General features: G+C 60.0%; 15 protein-coding genes. 8 read left to right on the top strand and 7 right to left on the bottom strand.

Going from position 1 to position 18519, the window contains the following annotated elements:
• Positions 1-23 precede the first annotated feature (23 nt).
• Entirely contained in the window at positions 24-1283 is a 1260-nt protein-coding gene (locus ACIOMO_RS20410) for a hypothetical protein (RefSeq protein ID WP_401243229.1), read from the top strand.
• A 114-nt stretch (positions 1284-1397) separates the two neighbouring features.
• Here the strand turns inward: ACIOMO_RS20410 and ACIOMO_RS20405 are convergent, their stop codons facing one another.
• The 3 genes from ACIOMO_RS20405 to ACIOMO_RS20395 all read right to left on the bottom strand — a co-directional run bounded on the left by ACIOMO_RS20405 (position 1398) and on the right by ACIOMO_RS20395 (position 4495).
• The gene (locus ACIOMO_RS20405) at positions 1398-2147 is read right to left on the bottom strand and encodes an enoyl-CoA hydratase-related protein (RefSeq protein WP_401243226.1); all 750 of its coding nucleotides are present in this window, start codon (positions 2145-2147) and stop codon (positions 1398-1400) included.
• 313 nt (positions 2148-2460) lie between these two features.
• On the bottom strand, positions 2461-3396 hold the full coding sequence (locus ACIOMO_RS20400; protein WP_400648801.1) for an iron-sulfur-binding ferredoxin reductase: 936 nt from the start codon (positions 3394-3396) through the stop codon (positions 2461-2463).
• A complete protein-coding gene (locus tag ACIOMO_RS20395) occupies positions 3389-4495 on the bottom strand; it encodes a diguanylate cyclase (RefSeq protein ID WP_159812553.1) in 1107 nt (368 codons plus the stop codon). Before ACIOMO_RS20395 ends, ACIOMO_RS20400 begins: the two co-directional genes overlap by 8 nt.
• A 554-nt stretch (positions 4496-5049) precedes the next feature.
• Here ACIOMO_RS20395 and ACIOMO_RS20390 point away from each other — a divergent pair.
• From ACIOMO_RS20390 to ACIOMO_RS20365, 6 genes are all read left to right on the top strand, one after another.
• Positions 5050-6573, top strand: a complete 1524-nt coding sequence (locus ACIOMO_RS20390; RefSeq protein WP_008080438.1) for a fumarate hydratase — start codon at positions 5050-5052, stop codon at positions 6571-6573.
• 500 nt (positions 6574-7073) lie between these two features.
• The gene (locus ACIOMO_RS20385) at positions 7074-8834 is read left to right on the top strand and encodes an ATP-binding protein (RefSeq protein WP_401243270.1); all 1761 of its coding nucleotides are present in this window, start codon (positions 7074-7076) and stop codon (positions 8832-8834) included.
• On the top strand, positions 8834-10162 hold the full coding sequence (locus ACIOMO_RS20380) for a sigma-54-dependent transcriptional regulator (RefSeq protein WP_401243222.1): 1329 nt from the start codon (positions 8834-8836) through the stop codon (positions 10160-10162). Before ACIOMO_RS20385 ends, ACIOMO_RS20380 begins: the two co-directional genes overlap by 1 nt.
• A gap of 298 nt (positions 10163-10460) precedes the next feature.
• The gene (locus ACIOMO_RS20375) at positions 10461-11780 is read left to right on the top strand and encodes an MFS transporter (protein ID WP_159812555.1); all 1320 of its coding nucleotides are present in this window, start codon (positions 10461-10463) and stop codon (positions 11778-11780) included.
• 384 nt (positions 11781-12164) lie between these two features.
• A complete protein-coding gene (locus tag ACIOMO_RS20370; RefSeq protein ID WP_400754762.1) occupies positions 12165-12419 on the top strand; it encodes a hypothetical protein in 255 nt (84 codons plus the stop codon).
• Positions 12420-12649: 230 nt separating this feature from the next.
• Entirely contained in the window at positions 12650-13279 is a 630-nt protein-coding gene (locus ACIOMO_RS20365) for a flavin reductase family protein (protein WP_401243220.1), read from the top strand.
• Between the two features lie 4 nt (positions 13280-13283).
• On the opposite strand, the gene ACIOMO_RS20360 is transcribed toward ACIOMO_RS20365, so the two are convergent.
• Both ACIOMO_RS20360 and ACIOMO_RS20355 read right to left on the bottom strand, forming a co-directional pair.
• Positions 13284-13526 carry a hypothetical protein gene (locus ACIOMO_RS20360; protein WP_053123283.1) on the bottom strand — a complete coding sequence of 81 codons (243 nt, stop codon included), beginning with the start codon at positions 13524-13526 and terminating at the stop codon, positions 13284-13286.
• 43 nt (positions 13527-13569) lie between these two features.
• Positions 13570-13923 carry an antibiotic biosynthesis monooxygenase family protein gene (locus ACIOMO_RS20355; RefSeq protein ID WP_159812559.1) on the bottom strand — a complete coding sequence of 118 codons (354 nt, stop codon included), beginning with the start codon at positions 13921-13923 and terminating at the stop codon, positions 13570-13572.
• A gap of 370 nt (positions 13924-14293) precedes the next feature.
• Here ACIOMO_RS20355 and ACIOMO_RS20350 point away from each other — a divergent pair, with 370 nt between their 5' ends.
• A complete protein-coding gene (locus tag ACIOMO_RS20350) occupies positions 14294-15223 on the top strand; it encodes an AraC family transcriptional regulator (RefSeq protein WP_212543919.1) in 930 nt (309 codons plus the stop codon).
• Between the two features lie 129 nt (positions 15224-15352).
• Here ACIOMO_RS20350 and ACIOMO_RS20345 read toward each other — a convergent pair whose 3' ends face one another.
• Together ACIOMO_RS20345 and ACIOMO_RS20340 are read right to left on the bottom strand one after the other, a co-directional pair.
• Positions 15353-16801: an aldehyde dehydrogenase family protein gene (locus ACIOMO_RS20345; RefSeq protein WP_401243267.1), complete on the bottom strand. Its 1449-nt coding sequence runs from the start codon at positions 16799-16801 to the stop codon at positions 15353-15355.
• Positions 16801-18438, bottom strand: coding sequence for a 5-guanidino-2-oxopentanoate decarboxylase (locus ACIOMO_RS20340; protein WP_401243216.1), 1638 nt, complete (start codon positions 18436-18438; stop codon positions 16801-16803). Before ACIOMO_RS20340 ends, ACIOMO_RS20345 begins: the two co-directional genes overlap by 1 nt.
• Positions 18439-18519: the final 81 nt, after the last annotated feature.

Below are 18519 nucleotides of genomic sequence, written 5' to 3'. Positions count from 1 at the left end.
TCGATCAGAGTTGGAGCGACAGGATGTTGATCAATACGACGCAACCGGCCCGCCGTGCAGGCGATCTGGACAGGACTTTTGGTCTCGACGGCGTGACCGTGCTTGAAGGCAGCGAGGTGAAAGCCATCACCGTGCTGAAAAGTTCTGGCTTGCAACAGGGCAAGATTGTCGGCGTGCTGCGAGACGGCAGCGACTTCAAACTGTTTCGCTTGAACAAGAATGGCGTGCTCGACACTTCCTTCGGGCTTGACGGTTACTCGCGCTGGGGATTTTTGGGAACCGCAGGCACTTCGATTCCTACCGGCATTCGTGAACTGAGTGCCGATAAACTCTTGGTGACCGGCTTCCTTCAGGAGGGCAGTCCGGCGACCCAAAACTACCCGGCAGTCGCACGATTCAATGGCGAGGGAACCATCGATCTACTGTTTGGAAAAAACGGCGTATTTGTTTTCAGAGAGCCTTTACCGACCGGTCTTCACTCGTCCGATATCGACTCAGGGGACATCGGTGAAGCCGCCCTTGCTGGCGCGATTATTCCTGCCAGTCACAAGCTGTTGCTGGCCTTCAACAGCCGTGGCCTCTGGCCGTATAACAATCAAGGGTTATTGATTCAGCTGACGCCAAACGGCCATCTGGACACACTGTTCAATAACACCGGTTATGCCTTCTTTCAGATCGAACAGCAAAGTACTGCCTCCGTCGGATTGATCATCCGGGATAACGGCCATTTTCTGGTAGCCGGCAATTCCGGCAATCGAGGATTTGTGGCTGATTTCGATGCGACGGGAACGATCAATCCGTTGTTTGGAACAAATGGTTTTACCCTGTTCAACCTGACTGGCGGGATCTTGAGACTCAATTCGCTGCTCCTGCAACCGGATGACAAACCTGCTGTAGCCGGCTCGTTTACCACCACCGGGTCAACGGTAAAAGGCTATGTGAACAGGCTTTCACCGAGCGGTCATCCCGACCCGGACTTCAATGCCGGTCAGGCACTTATCGTCGAGCGGCCATTTGTCAGTTTGCAGTTGAACAGTGCCGAACTCGACAGTGAACAGACCATCGTCGTCGCGGGTGAGTTGAATACTCGGGGTCTGGCGCTGGCGGGTCGTATCACCGCCCAAGGCAAAATGGATTCGACGTTCGGTATCGATGGGCTCACCGAAACACCGACTGAGGGTATTTTGAATTACACAAACAGCGTTACGACCGGGGATCTCCGGCAGGTTTTGATCGCTGGCAAAAAAGCCATGCGATCGGCTGTGAGTCGTTATCTGGGCTGATTGATGTGTTGACGGTGGCGACGCATTCGCGAGCAAGCCCGCTCCCACAGGGGAACGCATTCCAACTGTAGGAGTGAGCCTGCTCGCGATGGGGCCAATCCGGCCACCCAAAAATCAATGCCGTTTGATAAACCCGGTCAACGCCGCCAATGCCTCTGGCGACTTAAGGCGCTGGGTAAATAACACGCCCTCCTCCTCGATCACGTTGCGGATCAACTCACGATCCGGCGCCTTCATCAGTTGCTTGCTGATGCGCACCGCTTCTGCCGGCAAATCATCGAAACGTAGCGCCATTTCCCGCGCCTTGCTCAACGCAGCATCGCCATTGTCCAAAGCTTCAGTGGCAATGCCCCATTGCGCCGCTTGTTCACCGGTAAAGCCTTCGCCCAGCAACAGCAACTCCGACGCTTTGGCTTGGCCGAGCAAGCGCGGGAGGATCAGGCTGGAGCCGAATTCTGGGCACAAACCGAGGTTAACGAACGGCATGCGCAACCGTGCATCGCGGGCCACGTAAACCAGATCGCAATGCAGCAATAACGTGGTGCCGATGCCCACCGCCGCGCCGGCCACTGCGGCGATGACCGGTTTGTGGCATTCGAGCAGGTTGAGCATGAAGTGAAACACCGGGCTGTCGAGGTCGCTGGGTGGTTGCTGGATGAAGTCGGCGATGTCGTTGCCGGCGGTGAAGCACGCGGCGCTGCCGGTGATCAGCACGGCGTTGATTTCGGGGTCGCTGTCGGCACGCTTCAGGGCCTCGGCGAGGCGGCTGTACATGGCGCGAGTGAGGGCGTTTTTTTTGTCCGGGCGGTTGAGGCGCAGGGTGAGCAAACCGCGTTCACGTTCCAGCAGGATGGCTTCGGTCATGGTGGGTCTCGGCGATAGTCGGGCTCACGAAGTTCAAGTGGGGATAGTGCTTTCTTTGGCTAGGGGACTTTCTGTGGCCAGGGGGCTTTTGTGGTGAGGGGATTTTTGTGGCGAGGGGATTTATCCCCGCTGGGCTGCGCAGCGGCCCCAAAATCTTGTGAGCGCTGCGCACTCAAACGGGGATAAATCCCCTCGCCACATAATCCCCAGGCCACAAAATCTCCTTGCCACATAAATCCCCTTGCCACAAAAAATCCTCTGACCATAAAGACTTGGCCACAAAGAACCTATGAAACCCGATAAGCATTAGCGCTCAACCGCGGGACAGGAACACATCGGCCAGCAGTTGATTGCGCGGCAGTCCGGCCAGGTACAGGCGCCGGGCGAAGGCGTCGACACTGGCCGTCGAGCCGCAGACTAAAGCCAGGGTTTGTCTGGAGACAAGGCGCAGTTGCGCCAAAGCGGCGGCTGACTCGGCCGCCGTCCACAGTTCGACACTAAGGTTTTCACGCTGGGCAGCAAGCGCCGCAAGGGGTTTGGCCAGATAGTGTTCGCGATCGTCATGGGCCAGGTGAATGACACGGATTGCGCCTTGGTGATCCTGGCGCAACGCTTCACGCAGCACCCCGAACAGCGGGCCTAAACCAGTGCCTGCCGCGAGCAGCCACAGCGGCCGGTCATGCCAGTCGGGGTCGTAATGCAAGGCGCCGCCGCGCAGTTCGCCGAGGCGGATCGCATCGCCGATCTGCAAACGCCGGGCGGCGTCGCTGAATTCGCCGGGCTGGCGGCAATCAAGGTGGAATTCGAGAAAACGATCTTCTTCCGGCAGGCTCGCCAGCGAATACGGCCGGGCGATGTGATTGATCCACAGCACCAGATGTTGCCCGGCGCTGTAGCGCAATGGACGTTGCGGGGTCAGGCGCAGGCGCAGCACGCTGTCGCTGAGCCAATCCAGCGCTTCGACCACCGCCGGGCGACCGTCGACAATCGGGTCAAAGGTGTGTACCTGCAAGTCTTCAGTCACCTGACATTGGCAGGCCAGTCGCCAGCCCTCTTGCCGTTGTTCGGCACTCAAGGCATCCGGGCGACTGTCGGCAGGCAAACCTTGCACGCATTGCACCAGACACGCATGGCAACTGCCGGCGCGGCAGCTGTACGGCACGGCAACGCCATTCTGGTTGAGAGCGTCGAGCAGATTAGTGCCCGACGCCACCGACCACTGCCGTTCACCGACGCGAAGTTCAGGCATCGACGTTCTCCCACGCCGCCGCACAGCGATTACGCCCGTCGCGCTTGGCCCGATAGAGCGCCTGATCGGCGCGATGTAACGCGTCGTCCAGATCATCGCCCATTTCCAACAAAGTCATACCGACCGAAAGACTCAGGTTGCGCACATTCAGGCCCACCAGTTCGACATCGGCGAACGCAACGCGCAGACGCTCGCAGCACGCGGTCAACTGTTCGGCATCGCAGTTGGGCAGCAACACCACGAACTCTTCACCCCCGTAGCGCGCCAGCACATCACCGTCGCGCAAGCACGCTTGAGCAACGCCGGCGAACGCCTGCAACACTTGATCGCCGGCGGCATGGCCGTGCATGTCGTTGATGCGTTTGAAGTGATCGAGGTCGATCAGCGCCAGGCCGTGCGCCACGTCTTCGTCCATTTCATTGAGCTCGCGCGAGGCCAGACGCAGGAAATGACGACGGTTGAACAACCCGGTCAGCTCATCGGTGGCGACCAGATCTTCCAGTTGCCGCATCATCCCGCGCAGGGTGTCCTGGTGCGCCTGCAAGGCAAACCGGCGCTGACGCTGGCGTTGTCGCGAAACCTGAACGAAGCGTGCGTAGAGCACCAGCCACGCCAGCACCATCGCCAGAATGCACACTTGCAACGCGGCCAGTGCGGGCTCGGCCAAGCGGAAGTTGTAACCGTCCCACAAGGTGATGGCGCAGAAACTGAAGAACACCAGCAGCGCCGTTCGAATGAACGCGCGCCTGCTGAGATGGAACAGCCCGAACAGCAGGATCAGCACGTAAAAAACCAGAAAGGCGCCACGCGCCTCATCCAGATGGGCGATCAGCCAGGTTTGCCAGCCGAGGCCGAGCAGCACCTGCACTTCGGTCATGCTCGGATCGTCGAAGCGCTGGTTGCGCCCGGTCCAGAACAACACGAACAGGGTTGCCTGACTGATCACCACGAGGGCGCTGCCGACGGCCACAGTATTGAGGGATTGTTGGTAATGCCCGGTAAAAAACGCCAGCCACAGTAGCAGCAGAGCCAATCCATAGGTGGCTGCAGCAAGGGCAAAACGTTTGAGCAAAAGACGTTGTATGGCGTTATGGGTCAATCGTTGACTCACCGTGCGATAGGAGGCTGACTGAGTGTCCTACTCTACAGACCGGCAGCCACTTTAGAGGGGTAGTCGATAAATGACCACCGATTTTCGGGCCCGAAAATTGACGTCAAATGGCTGACCTGCCTACCTCGCATCTACGTCACGGCGAGCCCCCCTGTGGCGAGGGGATTTATCCCCGTTGGGCTGCGCAGCAGTCGCTAAACCTGAACACTTGATTTAACTGGAACACCGCAGGGGGCCGCTTCGCAGCCCAACGGGGATAAATCCCCTCGCCACAGGGGTATGGTGGTGGCAGTCAGTGTGCGGTATGCGACCAACGAATGACTGCCGGCGCGTGTATGCCCCTTTGATGCGCGGTATACTGCCGCGCCTTTTTAGCGTCGCGCCAGCAGCCCCGGCGTGCCCGGCCCAAAGGGCCAGCTTCAAGTTGCAAGCTCCAGGCCGCAAGCGCAGGCAGTCCGCGTACTGTCGTAACTTGTCGCTCAAAGCTCGAAGCTCAAAGCTGCCCTATTAAAATGTTCCCGTCTTTTAGAGGAGCGCGACTCATGACCGTGATCAAGCAAGACGACCTGATTCAGAGCGTTGCCGACGCCCTGCAATTCATTTCCTACTACCACCCCGTGGATTTCATCCAGGCGATGCACGAAGCCTACCTGCGCGAAGAATCGCCAGCGGCCCGTGACTCGATGGCGCAGATCCTGATCAACTCGCGCATGTGCGCCACCGGCCACCGCCCGATCTGCCAGGACACCGGCATCGTCACCGTGTTCGTGCGCGTCGGCATGGACGTACGTTGGGATGGCGCCACCATGGGCCTGGACGACATGATCAACGAAGGCGTGCGTCGCGCCTACAACCTGCCGGAAAACGTCCTGCGTGCCTCGATCCTCGCCGACCCGGCGGGCGCTCGCAAGAACACCAAGGACAACACCCCGGCCGTAATTCACTACTCCATCGTCCCGGGCAACACCGTGGAAGTGGACGTGGCGGCCAAGGGCGGCGGTTCCGAGAACAAATCGAAAATGGCCATGCTCAACCCGTCCGACTCGATCGTTGACTGGGTGCTCAAGACCGTTCCGACCATGGGCGCCGGCTGGTGCCCACCGGGCATGCTCGGTATTGGCATCGGCGGCACCGCCGAGAAAGCTGCGGTGATGGCCAAAGAAGTGTTGATGGAATCCATCGACATCCACGAGCTGAAAGCCCGTGGCCCACAGAACCGCATCGAAGAAATGCGTCTGGAGCTGTTCGAGAAGGTCAACCAGTTGGGCATCGGCGCCCAGGGCCTCGGTGGCCTGACCACCGTGCTCGACGTGAAAATCATGGACTACCCGACCCACGCAGCCTCGCTGCCGGTGTGCATGATCCCGAACTGCGCCGCCACCCGTCACGCGCACTTCGTGCTCGACGGTACAGGTCCAGCCTCGCTGGAAGCGCCACCGCTGGACGCCTACCCGGAAATCGTCTGGGAAGCCGGCCCGTCGGCCCGTCGCGTCAACCTCGACACCCTGACCCCGGAAGACGTGCAGAGCTGGAAGCCGGGCGAAACCGTCCTGCTCAACGGCAAAATGCTCACCGGGCGCGACGCCGCGCACAAGCGCATGGTCGAGATGCTCAACAAGGGTGAAACACTGCCGGTCGACCTCAAAGGTCGCTTCATCTACTACGTTGGCCCGGTTGATCCGGTCGGTGACGAAGTGGTTGGCCCGGCTGGCCCGACCACCGCGACGCGGATGGACAAGTTCACCCGTCAGATCCTTGAGCAAACCGGCCTGTTGGGCATGATCGGCAAATCCGAGCGCGGCCCTACCGCAATCGAAGCGATCAAGGACAACAAAGCGGTGTACCTGATGGCCGTTGGCGGCGCTGCTTACCTGGTGGCTCAGGCGATCAAGAAGTCGCAAGTACTGGCGTTTGCCGAACTGGGCATGGAAGCGATCTACGAGTTCGAAGTCAAAGACATGCCGGTCACCGTTGCGGTAGACAGCAAAGGTGAGTCGGTACACATCACCGGCCCTGCGATCTGGCAACAGAAGATTAGCGAAAGCCTGGCGGTAGAAGTGCAGTAAGTTTTTTTGCAGCACTGAAAAGGCCGGTTCATCTGCGAGGATGAACCGGCCTTTTGCATTTCGTGATAAAAATCTTGTGCAAGCATATAAATTGATCTTGCGCACCTGTCAGTCCAACTACGCATCACCACCGGGACGCCGGTAGGTGAATCGGTGAGAGAGTTTCTCGAACGGTTCGTAGACTTGAAAAAACCATGCTCAGCGCAACTGCTGACGTGGTCGAACCTGTGAATAATGAAAGTCTGGGAGCCAGATCCTCGATCAGTGGCTCGCTGAACGACTTCGCATCCGCAGCCGGTGATAGCGTTCAAGCAGATAACTCCTGGTGGACACAATTCAAAGGCTTCTTCAAAAGAGACAAGACCCCGAACCCAATCCCAATGGATTCCTTTGCGTAACCGAAGAAATCCGAGGTCACCGTACGATTACCTGCGCACTCATGGGCCGCCATGCCCGCCCATGCTATCTTTCCCGCCCGACCTGCCACCCATCTGCCCAGCATGCTGCCGACTTCCCGTACCTTGCGTCTGTCGTTGTATTCCCTGCTGATCGTCGCCGGGGCGGCCGTTGCCGCGACCCTTGCCATCCGCCACGCCGAACGTCAGGCGCTGGAGGAAGATGCGGCGCGTGCCAATCAGCAACTGGCGTTGTACGCCAACTCGTTGCACACCCTGATCGACCGTTATCGCGCCTTGCCCGCCGTGCTGGCGCTGGATCCGCAATTGCGCTCGGCGCTGGCAGGTTCAGTGGATGCCGAAGAGCAGGCGACGCTGAATCTGAAGCTGGAAAAGATCAACGGTGCGGCGCAGTCCTCGACCCTTGAATTGCTCGACCACACGGGCCTCGCCGTGGCCGCGAGCAACTGGCGCCTGCCGAGCAGTTACGTCGGCCACAACTACGGCTTCCGTCCGTATTTCAGTCAGACCCGCACCCAGGGCACGGGGCGTTTTTATGCGGTGGGCGTGACCAGCGGCATTCCCGGTTACTTCCTGTCCAGCGCGGTGCTGGGCGACAAGGATGAGTTTCTCGGGGCGATGGTGGTCAAGCTGGAATTCCCCGAACTGGAACGGGAATGGAGCCAGGGCAGCGACACGCTGCTGGTCAGCGATGCGCGCGGGATCATCTTCATCGCCAATCAGCCGGGCTGGCGCTATCGCTCGCTGCGACCGCTGAGTTCCAGCGACATGGCCGAGATAAAAGCCACCCGCCAATACGACAAGCAAGCGCTGGTGCCGCTGACGCATCTGGCGCTGCGCAGTTTTGACGACAACAGCGATCTACGCCGGGTTGAAGGCCCGCAAGGCACGGCGGATTATCTGTGGGAATCCCTGCCGCTGGCCGCCGAAGGCTGGACGTTGCATCTGCTGCGTCACCCGCAGGTGGCCTTCGAAGATTTGCGCAACGCCGGGCTCGCCGCTGCCGGGGTGTGGCTGGCGCTGGTTTTTTTGCTGTTGTTCCTCAATCAGCGCTGGCGTCTGGCGAAGATGCGCCAGCGCAGCCGCGCAGAACTCGAACAATTGGTCGAAGAACGCACCCGCGATTTGCGCACCGCGCAGGACGGTCTGGTGCAGTCGGCCAAACTCGCAGCGCTGGGGCAGATGTCGGCGGCGCTGGCCCACGAAATCAATCAACCGCTGACCGCTCAGCGCATGCAACTGGCGACTCTGCGGCTGCTGCTCGACCATGGCCGCGTCGACGATGCATACAAAGCGTTGAAACCGGTGGACGAGATGCTCACGCGCATGGCGGCGCTCACGGGCCATCTGAAAACGTTCGCGCGCAAGAGCCCGAGCGGTTTGCGCGAGCGGCTGGATCTGGCCACGGTGGTCGATCAGGCGCTGCAATTGCTCGATGCGCGTCTGCGTGACGAACAGGTCAGTCTGGTGCTGCACCTGACGCGGCCGGCGTGGGTGCGCGGCGATGCGATCCGTCTCGAACAAGTGCTGATCAATCTGCTGCGCAACGCCCTTGATGCGATGCAAGGCAAAACCTGCAAGCGTCTGGAGATTCGTCTGGAAGTCGACGAACAATTGTGGCGCCTGAGCGTCATCGACAATGGCGGCGGCATTGCCGAAGAGCATCTGAGTCAGGTGTTCGATCCGTTCTTCACCACCAAACCGGTAGGCGACGGTTTGGGTCTGGGGTTGGCGGTTTCCTTCGCCATCGTGCATGAATCCGGCGGTCGCCTGAGCGCCGACAATGGCGAGAGCGGCGCGGTGTTCAGCCTGACGCTGCCAATCGATCTGGAGGCGCATATCTGATGCTCAATTCGGTGATGGTGGTCGATGACGAAAGCAGTATTCGCAACGCAGTCGAGCAGTGGCTGAGTCTGTCGGGGTTCGAGGTGCAGTTGTTCAGCCGCGCCGAAGAATGCCTCGCCGCCCTGCCCGCGCATTTCCCCGGGGTGATCCTCAGCGACGTGCGCATGCCCGGCATCGGTGGCTTGGCGTTGTTGGCGGAAGTGCAAAAACGCGATGCTGATCTGCCGGTGATTTTGCTCACCGGCCATGGCGATGTGCCGATGGCGGTGGAAGCGATGCGCGATGGTGCGTACGACTTTCTGGAGAAACCGTTCAGCCCGGAAACGCTGTTGGGCAGCCTGCGCCGGGCGCTGGATAAACGCCGCCTGGTGCTGGAAAACCGCGCGCTGCACGAGCAAGCCGACAACCGCGCCAAACTCGATACGACGTTGCTCGGGGTGTCGCGTGGTTTGCAGACACTGCGTCGGCAAGTGCTCGATCTGGCGGCGCTGCCGGTCAACGTGTTGATCCGCGGTGAAACCGGCAGCGGCAAGGAACTGGTTGCACGTTGCCTGCATGATTTCGGCCCGCGTGCGGACAAGCCGTTTGTGGCGCTGAACTGCGCGGCGATCCCCGAGCAGTTGTTTGAGGCCGAGTTGTTCGGGCATGAGAGCGGCGCGTTTACCGGTGCTTCGGGCAAGCGCATCGGCAAGCTGGAATACGCCTCGGGCGGCACGTTGTTTCTCGATGAAATCGAAAGCATGCCGCTGGCCCAGCAAGTGAAATTGCTGCGGGTGTTGCAGGAACAGAGGCTCGAGCGCTTGGGTTCGAATCAAAGTATTCGCGTGGATTTGCGCATCGTTGCGGCGACCAAACCGGATTTGCTCGACGAGGCGCGGGCCGGGCGTTTTCGTGAGGATCTGGCGTATCGCTTGAACGTCGCGGAGTTGCGCTTGCCACCGCTGCGTGATCGTCGTGAAGACATCCCGTTGCTGTTTGAAACCTTTGCGCAGAGTGCGGCTGAACGCTTGGGGCGAACTTTTCCGCCGTTGAGCGGCGCGCAGTTGAGTCATCTGCTCAGCCACGACTGGCCGGGCAATGTGCGGGAACTGGCGAACGTCGCCGAGCGACAAGTGCTGGGGCTGGATGAACCGGCGCCGGGGATTGATCCGGGGCAATCGCTGGCGGCGCAGCAGGAAGCGTTTGAAGCGCAGTGTTTGCGCGCGGCGCTGACACGGCACAAGGGTGATGTGAAAGCGGTGCTTGAAGAGCTGCAACTGCCAAGACGGACGTTTAATGAAAAGATGCAGCGGCATGGGTTGAGTCGGGAGATGTTTTTGAGCGAGTGAGTCGGGCTTGGGATTGATCGTTCCCACGCTCCGCGTGGGAATGCAGCCCGGGACGCTCTGCGTCCCCACCAGAGCCGAACGCAGAGCGTCCGTTGAGGCATTCCCACGCAGAGCGTGGGAATGATCGGAGTGAGCGATATTCCGCTCATAGATCCTCTGCGATAAGCGGATTTCCGCTCACCCGATCCCGTCAACCCCTCTAAACCGCCCCTCCCCCCGTTGGCACACCTCCTGCTATAGCCCACGCAGGCTGCGTTTTAACGCGCTCCACAAAAACAATTAAACGAAGGATCCTTCAATGGATAACTCCAACGCCCTGCCTCTTGGGTCGGCTGCCGTGCCCGCCAAAGAAAGAACCACCGCCAGCCGGATCAAATCGATCTTCAGCGGTTCCGTCGGCAACATGGTCGAGTGGTACGACTGGTATGTGTATGCCGCCTTCTCGCTGTACTTCGCTAAATCCTTCTTCCCTGCCGGCTCCTCCACCGCACAACTGATGAACACCGCTGCGATCTTCGCCGTGGGCTTCCTCATGCGTCCGATCGGTGGCTGGCTGATGGGCCTCTACGCTGACAAGGTCGGGCGCAAGAAAGCGCTGATGGCCTCGGTCTATCTGATGTGTTTCGGCTCTCTGTTGATCGCGCTCAGCCCGAACTACGAAACCATCGGCATCGGCGCGCCGATCCTGCTGATCTTCGCCCGTCTGCTGCAAGGCCTGTCGGTCGGTGGCGAGTACGGCACCTCGGCGACTTACCTGTCCGAGATGGCGACCAAGCAACGTCGCGGCTTCTTCTCCAGCTTCCAGTACGTAACCCTGATCTCCGGCCAGCTCATCGCGCTCGGCGTGTTGATCGTGCTGCAAAACGTGCTGACCACTGAACAGCTGTACGCGTGGGGCTGGCGTATCCCGTTCGCCATCGGCGCACTGTGCGCAGTCGTTGCGCTGTACCTGCGTCGCGGCATGGAAGAAACCGAGTCGTTCACCAAAAAAGAGAAGTCCAAGGAAAGCGCGATGCGCACCTTGATGCGTCATCCAAAGGAATTGATGACCGTGGTCGGCCTGACCATGGGCGGTACTCTGGCGTTCTACACTTACACCACCTACATGCAGAAATATCTGGTGAACACCGTCGGCATGAGCATCTCCGACTCGACCACCATTTCGGCAGCCACGCTGTTCCTGTTCATGTGCCTGCAACCGATCATCGGTGGCCTCTCGGACAAGATCGGTCGTCGTCCGATCCTGATCGCTTTCGGCGTGCTGGGCACGATCTTCACTGTGCCGATCCTGATGACCCTGCACACCATTCAAACCTGGTGGGGCGCATTCTTCCTGATCATGGCGGCGCTGATCATCGTCAGCGGCTACACCTCGATCAACGCGGTGGTGAAGGCCGAACTGTTCCCGACTGAAATCCGCGCGCTGGGCGTCGGCCTGCCGTACGCACTGACCGTGTCGATCTTCGGCGGCACCGCTGAATACATCGCGCTGTGGTTCAAGAGCATTGGTATGGAAACCGGTTACTACTGGTACGTGACGGCGTGCATTGCCGTGTCGCTGCTGGTGTACGTGACCATGAAAGACACCCAAAAGCATTCGCGGATCGTGACTGACTGATTGGGTTTTCACAGCCACTGCAATGGTGGCTGTGATGGCTTCTTCGCGAGCAGGCTCGCTCCTACATTTGGAATGCGTTCCCCTGTAGGAGTGAGCCTGCTCGCGATTGGAGTCGACACACTCTCCAGCCCTGCATGAAAAATCTGTCACCCGCCCCCACCCGCCATTAATCGCTAATTAATACTGGCGCGGCATCCTGCCCCTACCTGATCGATGACCTGCGCGACGTTCGCTTCGACGACGTAAGCGATTTAAATGCGCCGCCCTTAACATCAGGTTAATCGATAGTTTTTAGCATTATTTTGCGCTTTTTAATCGAATTGATCGGCGTAGCATTAAACCCAAGCAAGACACACACCCCCAACGCATTCGGAGTACACAACCATGAAAACCAAACTGATCCTCGCTTTCGCCCTGTCTGTACTGGCTGCCAACACCTTCGCCGCCGACGGTTACGACCGCACCGGTTCTGCTGTGGCTGCTGATGGTTATGACCGCACGGGTTCTGCCGCTGTCGCCGCTGATGGTTACGACCGCACCGGTTCGGCGACTGTTGCTGAAGATGGCTACGACCGCACCGGCTCCGCGACTTTCGCAGCCGACGGTTATGACCGCACCCAATCCGCTTCCATCAGCTAATCGCTGCTGCACAGCGCACAGCCCGGCTTCGGCCGGGCTTAGTTATTTCTGGGGGCTGACAAATTTTCTGTAGGAGCTGCCGAAGGCTGCGATCTTTTGACTTTCAGAAGCAAAATCAAAAGATCGCAGCCTTCGGCAGCTCCTACATGGGATTTTTGTTTGGCTGGAAATATGTGGGGTTGGCTTGCACTATGACCACATACAGAACACAGACTCAGGATCCCCCCGCCATGCCCGATGACATCCATTTCTACGAACCCGTCCATGGCCACGGCCTGCCGCACGATCCGTTCAACGCCATCGTCGGCCCACGCCCGATCGGCTGGATTTCCTCGCAGGATGCCAACGGCCAACTCAATCTGGCGCCGTACAGTTTCTTCAACGCGTTCAACTACATTCCGCCGATCATTGGCTTCTCCAGCGTCGGGCGCAAAGACAGCCTGAACAACATCGAGCAGACCGGCGAATTCGTCTGGAACCTCGCCACGCGCCCATTGGCCGAGCAGATGAACCAGAGCTGCGCGATGGTCGCGCCTGAGGTCAACGAGTTTAAATTGGCGGGACTGACGGCTGTTGCGTCGAAGGTGATTTCGGTGCCGCGTGTGGCCGAAAGCCCGGTGTCCTTCGAGTGCAAGGTTACGCAGATCATTCAGTTGCAGCGTGCTGATGGCGAAACGGTGCCGAGCTGGCTGATCCTCGGCGAAGTGGTCGCCGTGCATATCGCCAAGTGGCTGTTGAAGGACGGCATCTACGACACCGCCGCAGCAGAACCGATTCTGCGCGGCGGCGGGCCGGCGGATTACTTCCAGTTGGGGCCTGAGGCCCTGTTCAAGATGTGGCGTCCGGGCGCAAACAAATAACGCGTTACCAGATCAACTCGGCTTCTTCGGTGACGCCTTTGAGGTTATCCAGCTCATTGATGGCAGCCTCATCGGCGGCGATGGCGCCGGGGAAGACCTGGTCATTCAGCAGTTTGTGAAAGCGTGGTGCACCGCCATCGACCAGGGCTTTGACCGCGATTGCCGCGTAATAGCCCTTGTTGCCACCCAGTTCGACGGGGACGACTGCGGATACTGCTTCGAAGTGTTCGAACTCTTTACGTGCCATGTCGCAAGTCCTGGCTCAGTCAATTAAGCCGGACATTAAACCCTCAACCGACGAGTTTGTGTACCGCTGCCGGAGATTGGCCGAGCGCTTGTGCCGCCGAGACGTCTTTGAAGGTGTGGAAATCCAGACTGTTGACCACCAGTTCCTGCACCAGCTCGGCGAAGATACCCATCGACGGGCTGTTGAAATATGCGGTCATCATTTGCTGATTACTCCAGAACCCGGAGACCAGCCACAACTCGGGATCACACTGCGAATGCTGCAAGGCAAAGCTCAGGCAACCGGGGGCGGCGCGGGACGGCTCGATCAACGCGCTCAGGCGTACACCGAGTTCCGCCGAACGCCCGGCGCGCGCCCGGACGAAGGCCATATGACTGACGGGAATCTGCTTGGACATGTTCAACCCTCCCAGGGAGTCGCGTGGCAGCCGGGGGACGGGCTGCGACAGGATCAAAGGTTAAGGGCCAGACGCTGAGTGCCGTTAGTCGATTCCTGCCGCCGCGTTGCACAATCCTGCGAGACTTGCCAAAAGCATCGCAGATGCCCGCTCCCCTATAGGAGCTGCCGCAGGCTGCGATCTTTTGACCTTAAAGACAACAATCAAAAGATCGCAGCCTTCGCCAGCTCCTACAGTCCGGCGTTGCGTCATGGTTGAGGAATAACGCGATGCAGAATCAGGCAAGCATTTCGCAGGATGTGTCTACCGCTGGCGCTTGCACAAACATATGCTCTGCTCCATTCCACCTCCCTTGCCGAGGATGCCGTGCATGACGTCATTCGATCGTTTTCAAGCCGAACCCAGCGCTGACATGGAAAAACAGCGTGCGGAACTGGCGGCGATCATCCGCCGCAACACCACCGACGACGGCAGCTACGAGACCGCCATCGGTTCGCTGTTTATGTCACGCCACACCAAATCCCACGACTTCGCCCCGGTGCTCGCGCAACCGGCGCTGTGCATCATGGCGCAGGGCCGCAAAGAGGTGCGGCTGGCCGACGAGTACTTCAATTACGACCCGCTGAATTATCTGGTGGTGTCGGTTTCGATGCCGCTGAGCGGGCGCGTGGTTAACGTGTCGCCGGAGGAGCCGATCCTCGCCGTGCGCCTCGATATTGATCCGGCGGAAATCACCGCACTGATCGCCGACGCCGGGCCGATGGGCGTACCGACTCGACCGACCGGACGTGGCTTGTACGTGGAAAAAATCGACAGCTCGATGCTCGACGCGGTGCTGCGTCTGGCGCGTTTGCTCGACGCACCGAAAGACATCGCCATGCTCGCGCCGCTGATTCGCCGGGAGATTTTGTATCGCCTGCTGCGCAGTCCGCAGGGTCATCGGCTGTATGAGATCGCGATTGCCAACAGCCAGAGCCATCGCATCAGCCAGGCGATCAAATGGCTTAACGGCAATTTTGAGCAACCGTTGCGCATTGATGATCTGGCCAAAGAAGTGAACCTGAGCGTGTCGACCTTGCATCACCGGTTTAAGGCGATGACGGCGATGAGTCCGCTGCAGTATCAGAAGCAGTTACGCTTGCAGGAGGCGCGGCGGTTGATGCTGGCGGAGGGGCTGGAGGCTTCGGCGGCGGGGTATCGGGTGGGGTATGAGAGTCCTTCGCAATTTAGCCGCGAGTACAGCCGGTTGTTTGGGGCGCCGCCGTTGCGGGATTTGGCGCGGTTGCGGTTGTCGGTCTGATCCGGAATGTCATTGGGCTTACAACCCTATCGCGAGCAGGCTCACTCCTACAGGGTCAGGTGTACACCCGCCCAATGTAGGAGTGAGCCTGCTCGCGATGAGGCCAGTTCAGACGAAAAAACCTCTGGATCAGACCGCCCGAATCACATGCTTGATCTCTTGAAACGCCGCCAATCCCCAAGGCCCTAACTCGCGGCCAATACTGCTCTGCTTGTACCCACCCCACGCCGCCTGCGGAAAAATTACCTGCGGTGCATTGATCCACACCATCCCCGCCTGCAACGCATTGGCCACACGATCCGCCGCTACAGCATCCGCCGTCACCACACTCGCCACCAAGCCAAACGGCGTGTCATTGGCCAGCGCAATCGCTTCGGCTTCGCTGCTGAAACTGCGCACACACAGCACCGGCCCGAAAATCTCTTCACACCACAATGCGCTGTCCAGCGGCACGTCGGTGAACACCGTCGGCTGCAAGAAATAGCCACGCGGCAGATCCGCCGGACGATTACCGCCGCAGACCAATCGCGCACCCGCGCTCAGCCCACGATCGATGTGCCCGAGCACGCGCTGGTACTGCGCCTGATTGACCAGCGCGCCCATTTCCACCTCAGGGTCGAACGGATCCGCCACACGAATCGCCTGCGCACGCTTCTGCAAACGAGCGAGAAATTCCTCTTCCAGCTCCTCAGCCACCAACACCCGACTGGTGGCCGAACACATCTGCCCGGCATTGAAAAACGCACCGCCACAGGCCAGCTCAACCGCCAGATCGAGGTCAGCATCCGCCAACACCAGCAGCGAAGATTTGCCGCCCAATTCCAGGCTGATGCCCTTCACCGTTTCCGCCGCGCGCTGCATGACCTGCACGCCGACCGCGTTGCTGCCGGTAAAGGAAATCTTGGCGATACGCGGATCTGCCGACAACGGCGCACCGACCGCCAATCCAGTCCCGCAAACCAGATTGAACACGCCATTCGGCAGTCCCGATTCAGCAATGATCGCCGCCAGTTCCAGCTCCGGCAGCGGCGTCACTTCCGACGGCTTGAGCACCACGCAGCAACCCGCCGCCAACGCCGGCGCAAGCTTCCACGCGGTGGTGACCATCGGGAAATTCCACGGCACGATCAGCCCGACCACACCGCACGGATCGCGGCGCAGGCGTGCGCTGAAATCATCGCTCGGCAGCGGCACATTGCTGTCCTGTTTCGCGTCGAGGCCTTCAGCGAGTTCGGCGTAATACTCGAACGTGGCGATCACGTCATCGACGTCGATGGCCGCTTCGAATTGCGGTTTGCCGTTGTTGCTCGATTGCAATTTCATCAAATGCTCGCGACCATTGCGCACACCGTTGGCGATGTTGCGCAGCATCGCACCACGCTCGGCACCGGTGGTTTGCGACCAGCTCTTGAACGCTTCGCTGGCGGCGGCGACGGCTTGATCGACCGCGTGCTCGTCACCGCCATTGACCGTGGTCAGCAACGCTTCGGTGGCCGGGTTGATCACGCGCAGATGTTCGCCACCCGCCGACCATTGGCCGTTGATGTAGAGGCCATCGAGTGTGGTTGGGAAACTGATCATTGCGCCACCGCCTGCATCCATTGGGTCTGGTCGATTTCAATCAGGGTCGGGCCCTGACGATCGCTTGCACTGCGCAACGCGCTACGCAGTTGTTCGATGCTGCTGATCGCTTCAGCCGCGCAGCCGAGGCCCTTGGCCACCGCGACAAAATCCGGGGTGTAGATGTCCACGCCGACCGGCTCGATGGCGCGGTTGACCATGTATTTCTTGATCTCTTCGTAACCCTGGTTATTCCACAACAGGACGATCACCGGCACCCGCGCTTCGACCGCGCTGGCCAGTTCCGGCAGGGTGAATTGCAGCCCGCCGTCGCCGATCAGGCACACCACCGGAGGGCGCGCACCTTTGTCGAGTTGGCCGCCGAGCCACGCACCGATCGCGGCCGGCAAGGCGTAGCCGAGGGTGCCGTAACCGGTCGAGGCGTTGAACCAGCGGCGCGGGTGATCGGGGTTGAACGTCAAGTTGCCGGTGTACACCGGTTGCGTCGAGTCACCGACGAACACAGCGTTCGGCAATTCATCGAGCACGGTGTCGAGGAAACGGGTTTGCGCGAGGGTCGGTGCGTCCCAGCTCGCGGCCAGTTCAGCGCGCAGTTTGCCGGCGCGAGCCTGACCCCAGTCGCTGCTGCGCTCGGCGAGTTTTTCCTGCAACAGGGTGTTCAACAAAGCCTGTGCAGCATTGCGTGCATCGGCCACCAGCGCCAGGTGCGGCGGGTAGTTGCGCACGGTCTGGTCGGCGTCGATATCGATGCGCAGCAGTTTGCCGGGAATCTCGAAACCGCCGGCGAAGGTCACGTCGTAATCGGTCTCGGCCAATTCAGTGCCGATGGCTAAAACCACGTCGGCATCAGCGACCAGCGCGCGGGTGGCGACCAGCGTTTGGGTCGAACCGATCAGCAGCGGATGGTTGCCCGGCAGCATGCCTTTGGCGTTGATGGTCAACGCCACTGGAGCGTCGAGCAACTCGGCAAGCTTGGTCAGTTCCGGCGCCGCGTCGATGGCACCGCCACCAGCGAGAATCAATGGACGTTTGGCTTCGGCCAACAGCTCGCTCATGCGTTTAACGGCAGCGGGCGCAGCACCGGCGCGGTCGATATTGACCGGCACACTGGCGAGCAAGTCATCGGCGTTTTCGACCAGCACGTCCAACGGAATCTCGATATGCACCGGACGTGGACGACCGGCCTGGAACAAAGCAAACGCACGCGCCAGCACCACCGGCAATTCAGCGGCGGACATCAACGTGTACGAGAACGCCGCAACACCGGAAACCAGTGCGCTCTGGTTCGGCAGCTCATGCAGCTTGCCGCGCCCGCCGCCCAATTGGCTACGCGATTGCACGCTGGAAATCACCAGCATCGGGATCGAATCGGCGTAGGCCTGGCCCATGGCGGTGGTGATGTTGGTCATGCCCGGGCCGGTGATGATAAAGCACACACCCGGTTTGCCAGCGGTGCGCGCGTAGCCGTCAGCCATGAAACCGGCGCCCTGCTCATGGCGAGGGGTGACGTGACGAATACTCGAACGCGCCAGCCCGCGATACAGCTCCACGGTGTGCACCCCGGGAATGCCGAACACCTGCTCGACCCCATAACCTTCGAGTAACTTGACCAGTACTTCGCCACACGTCGCCATGTCGATTGCCCTTCTTGTTCGCTGAAAACACAAGGCTTTTCTGTAGGAGTGAGCCTGCTCGCGATAGCGTCATCACATCCA

The sequence above is a fragment of the Pseudomonas sp. NPDC087804 genome (genome assembly GCF_044742965.1).
In the GTDB taxonomy this organism is placed as follows: domain Bacteria; phylum Pseudomonadota; class Gammaproteobacteria; order Pseudomonadales; family Pseudomonadaceae; genus Aquipseudomonas; species Aquipseudomonas rustica.
This window is presented reverse-complemented; position numbering and strand designations above follow the sequence as displayed.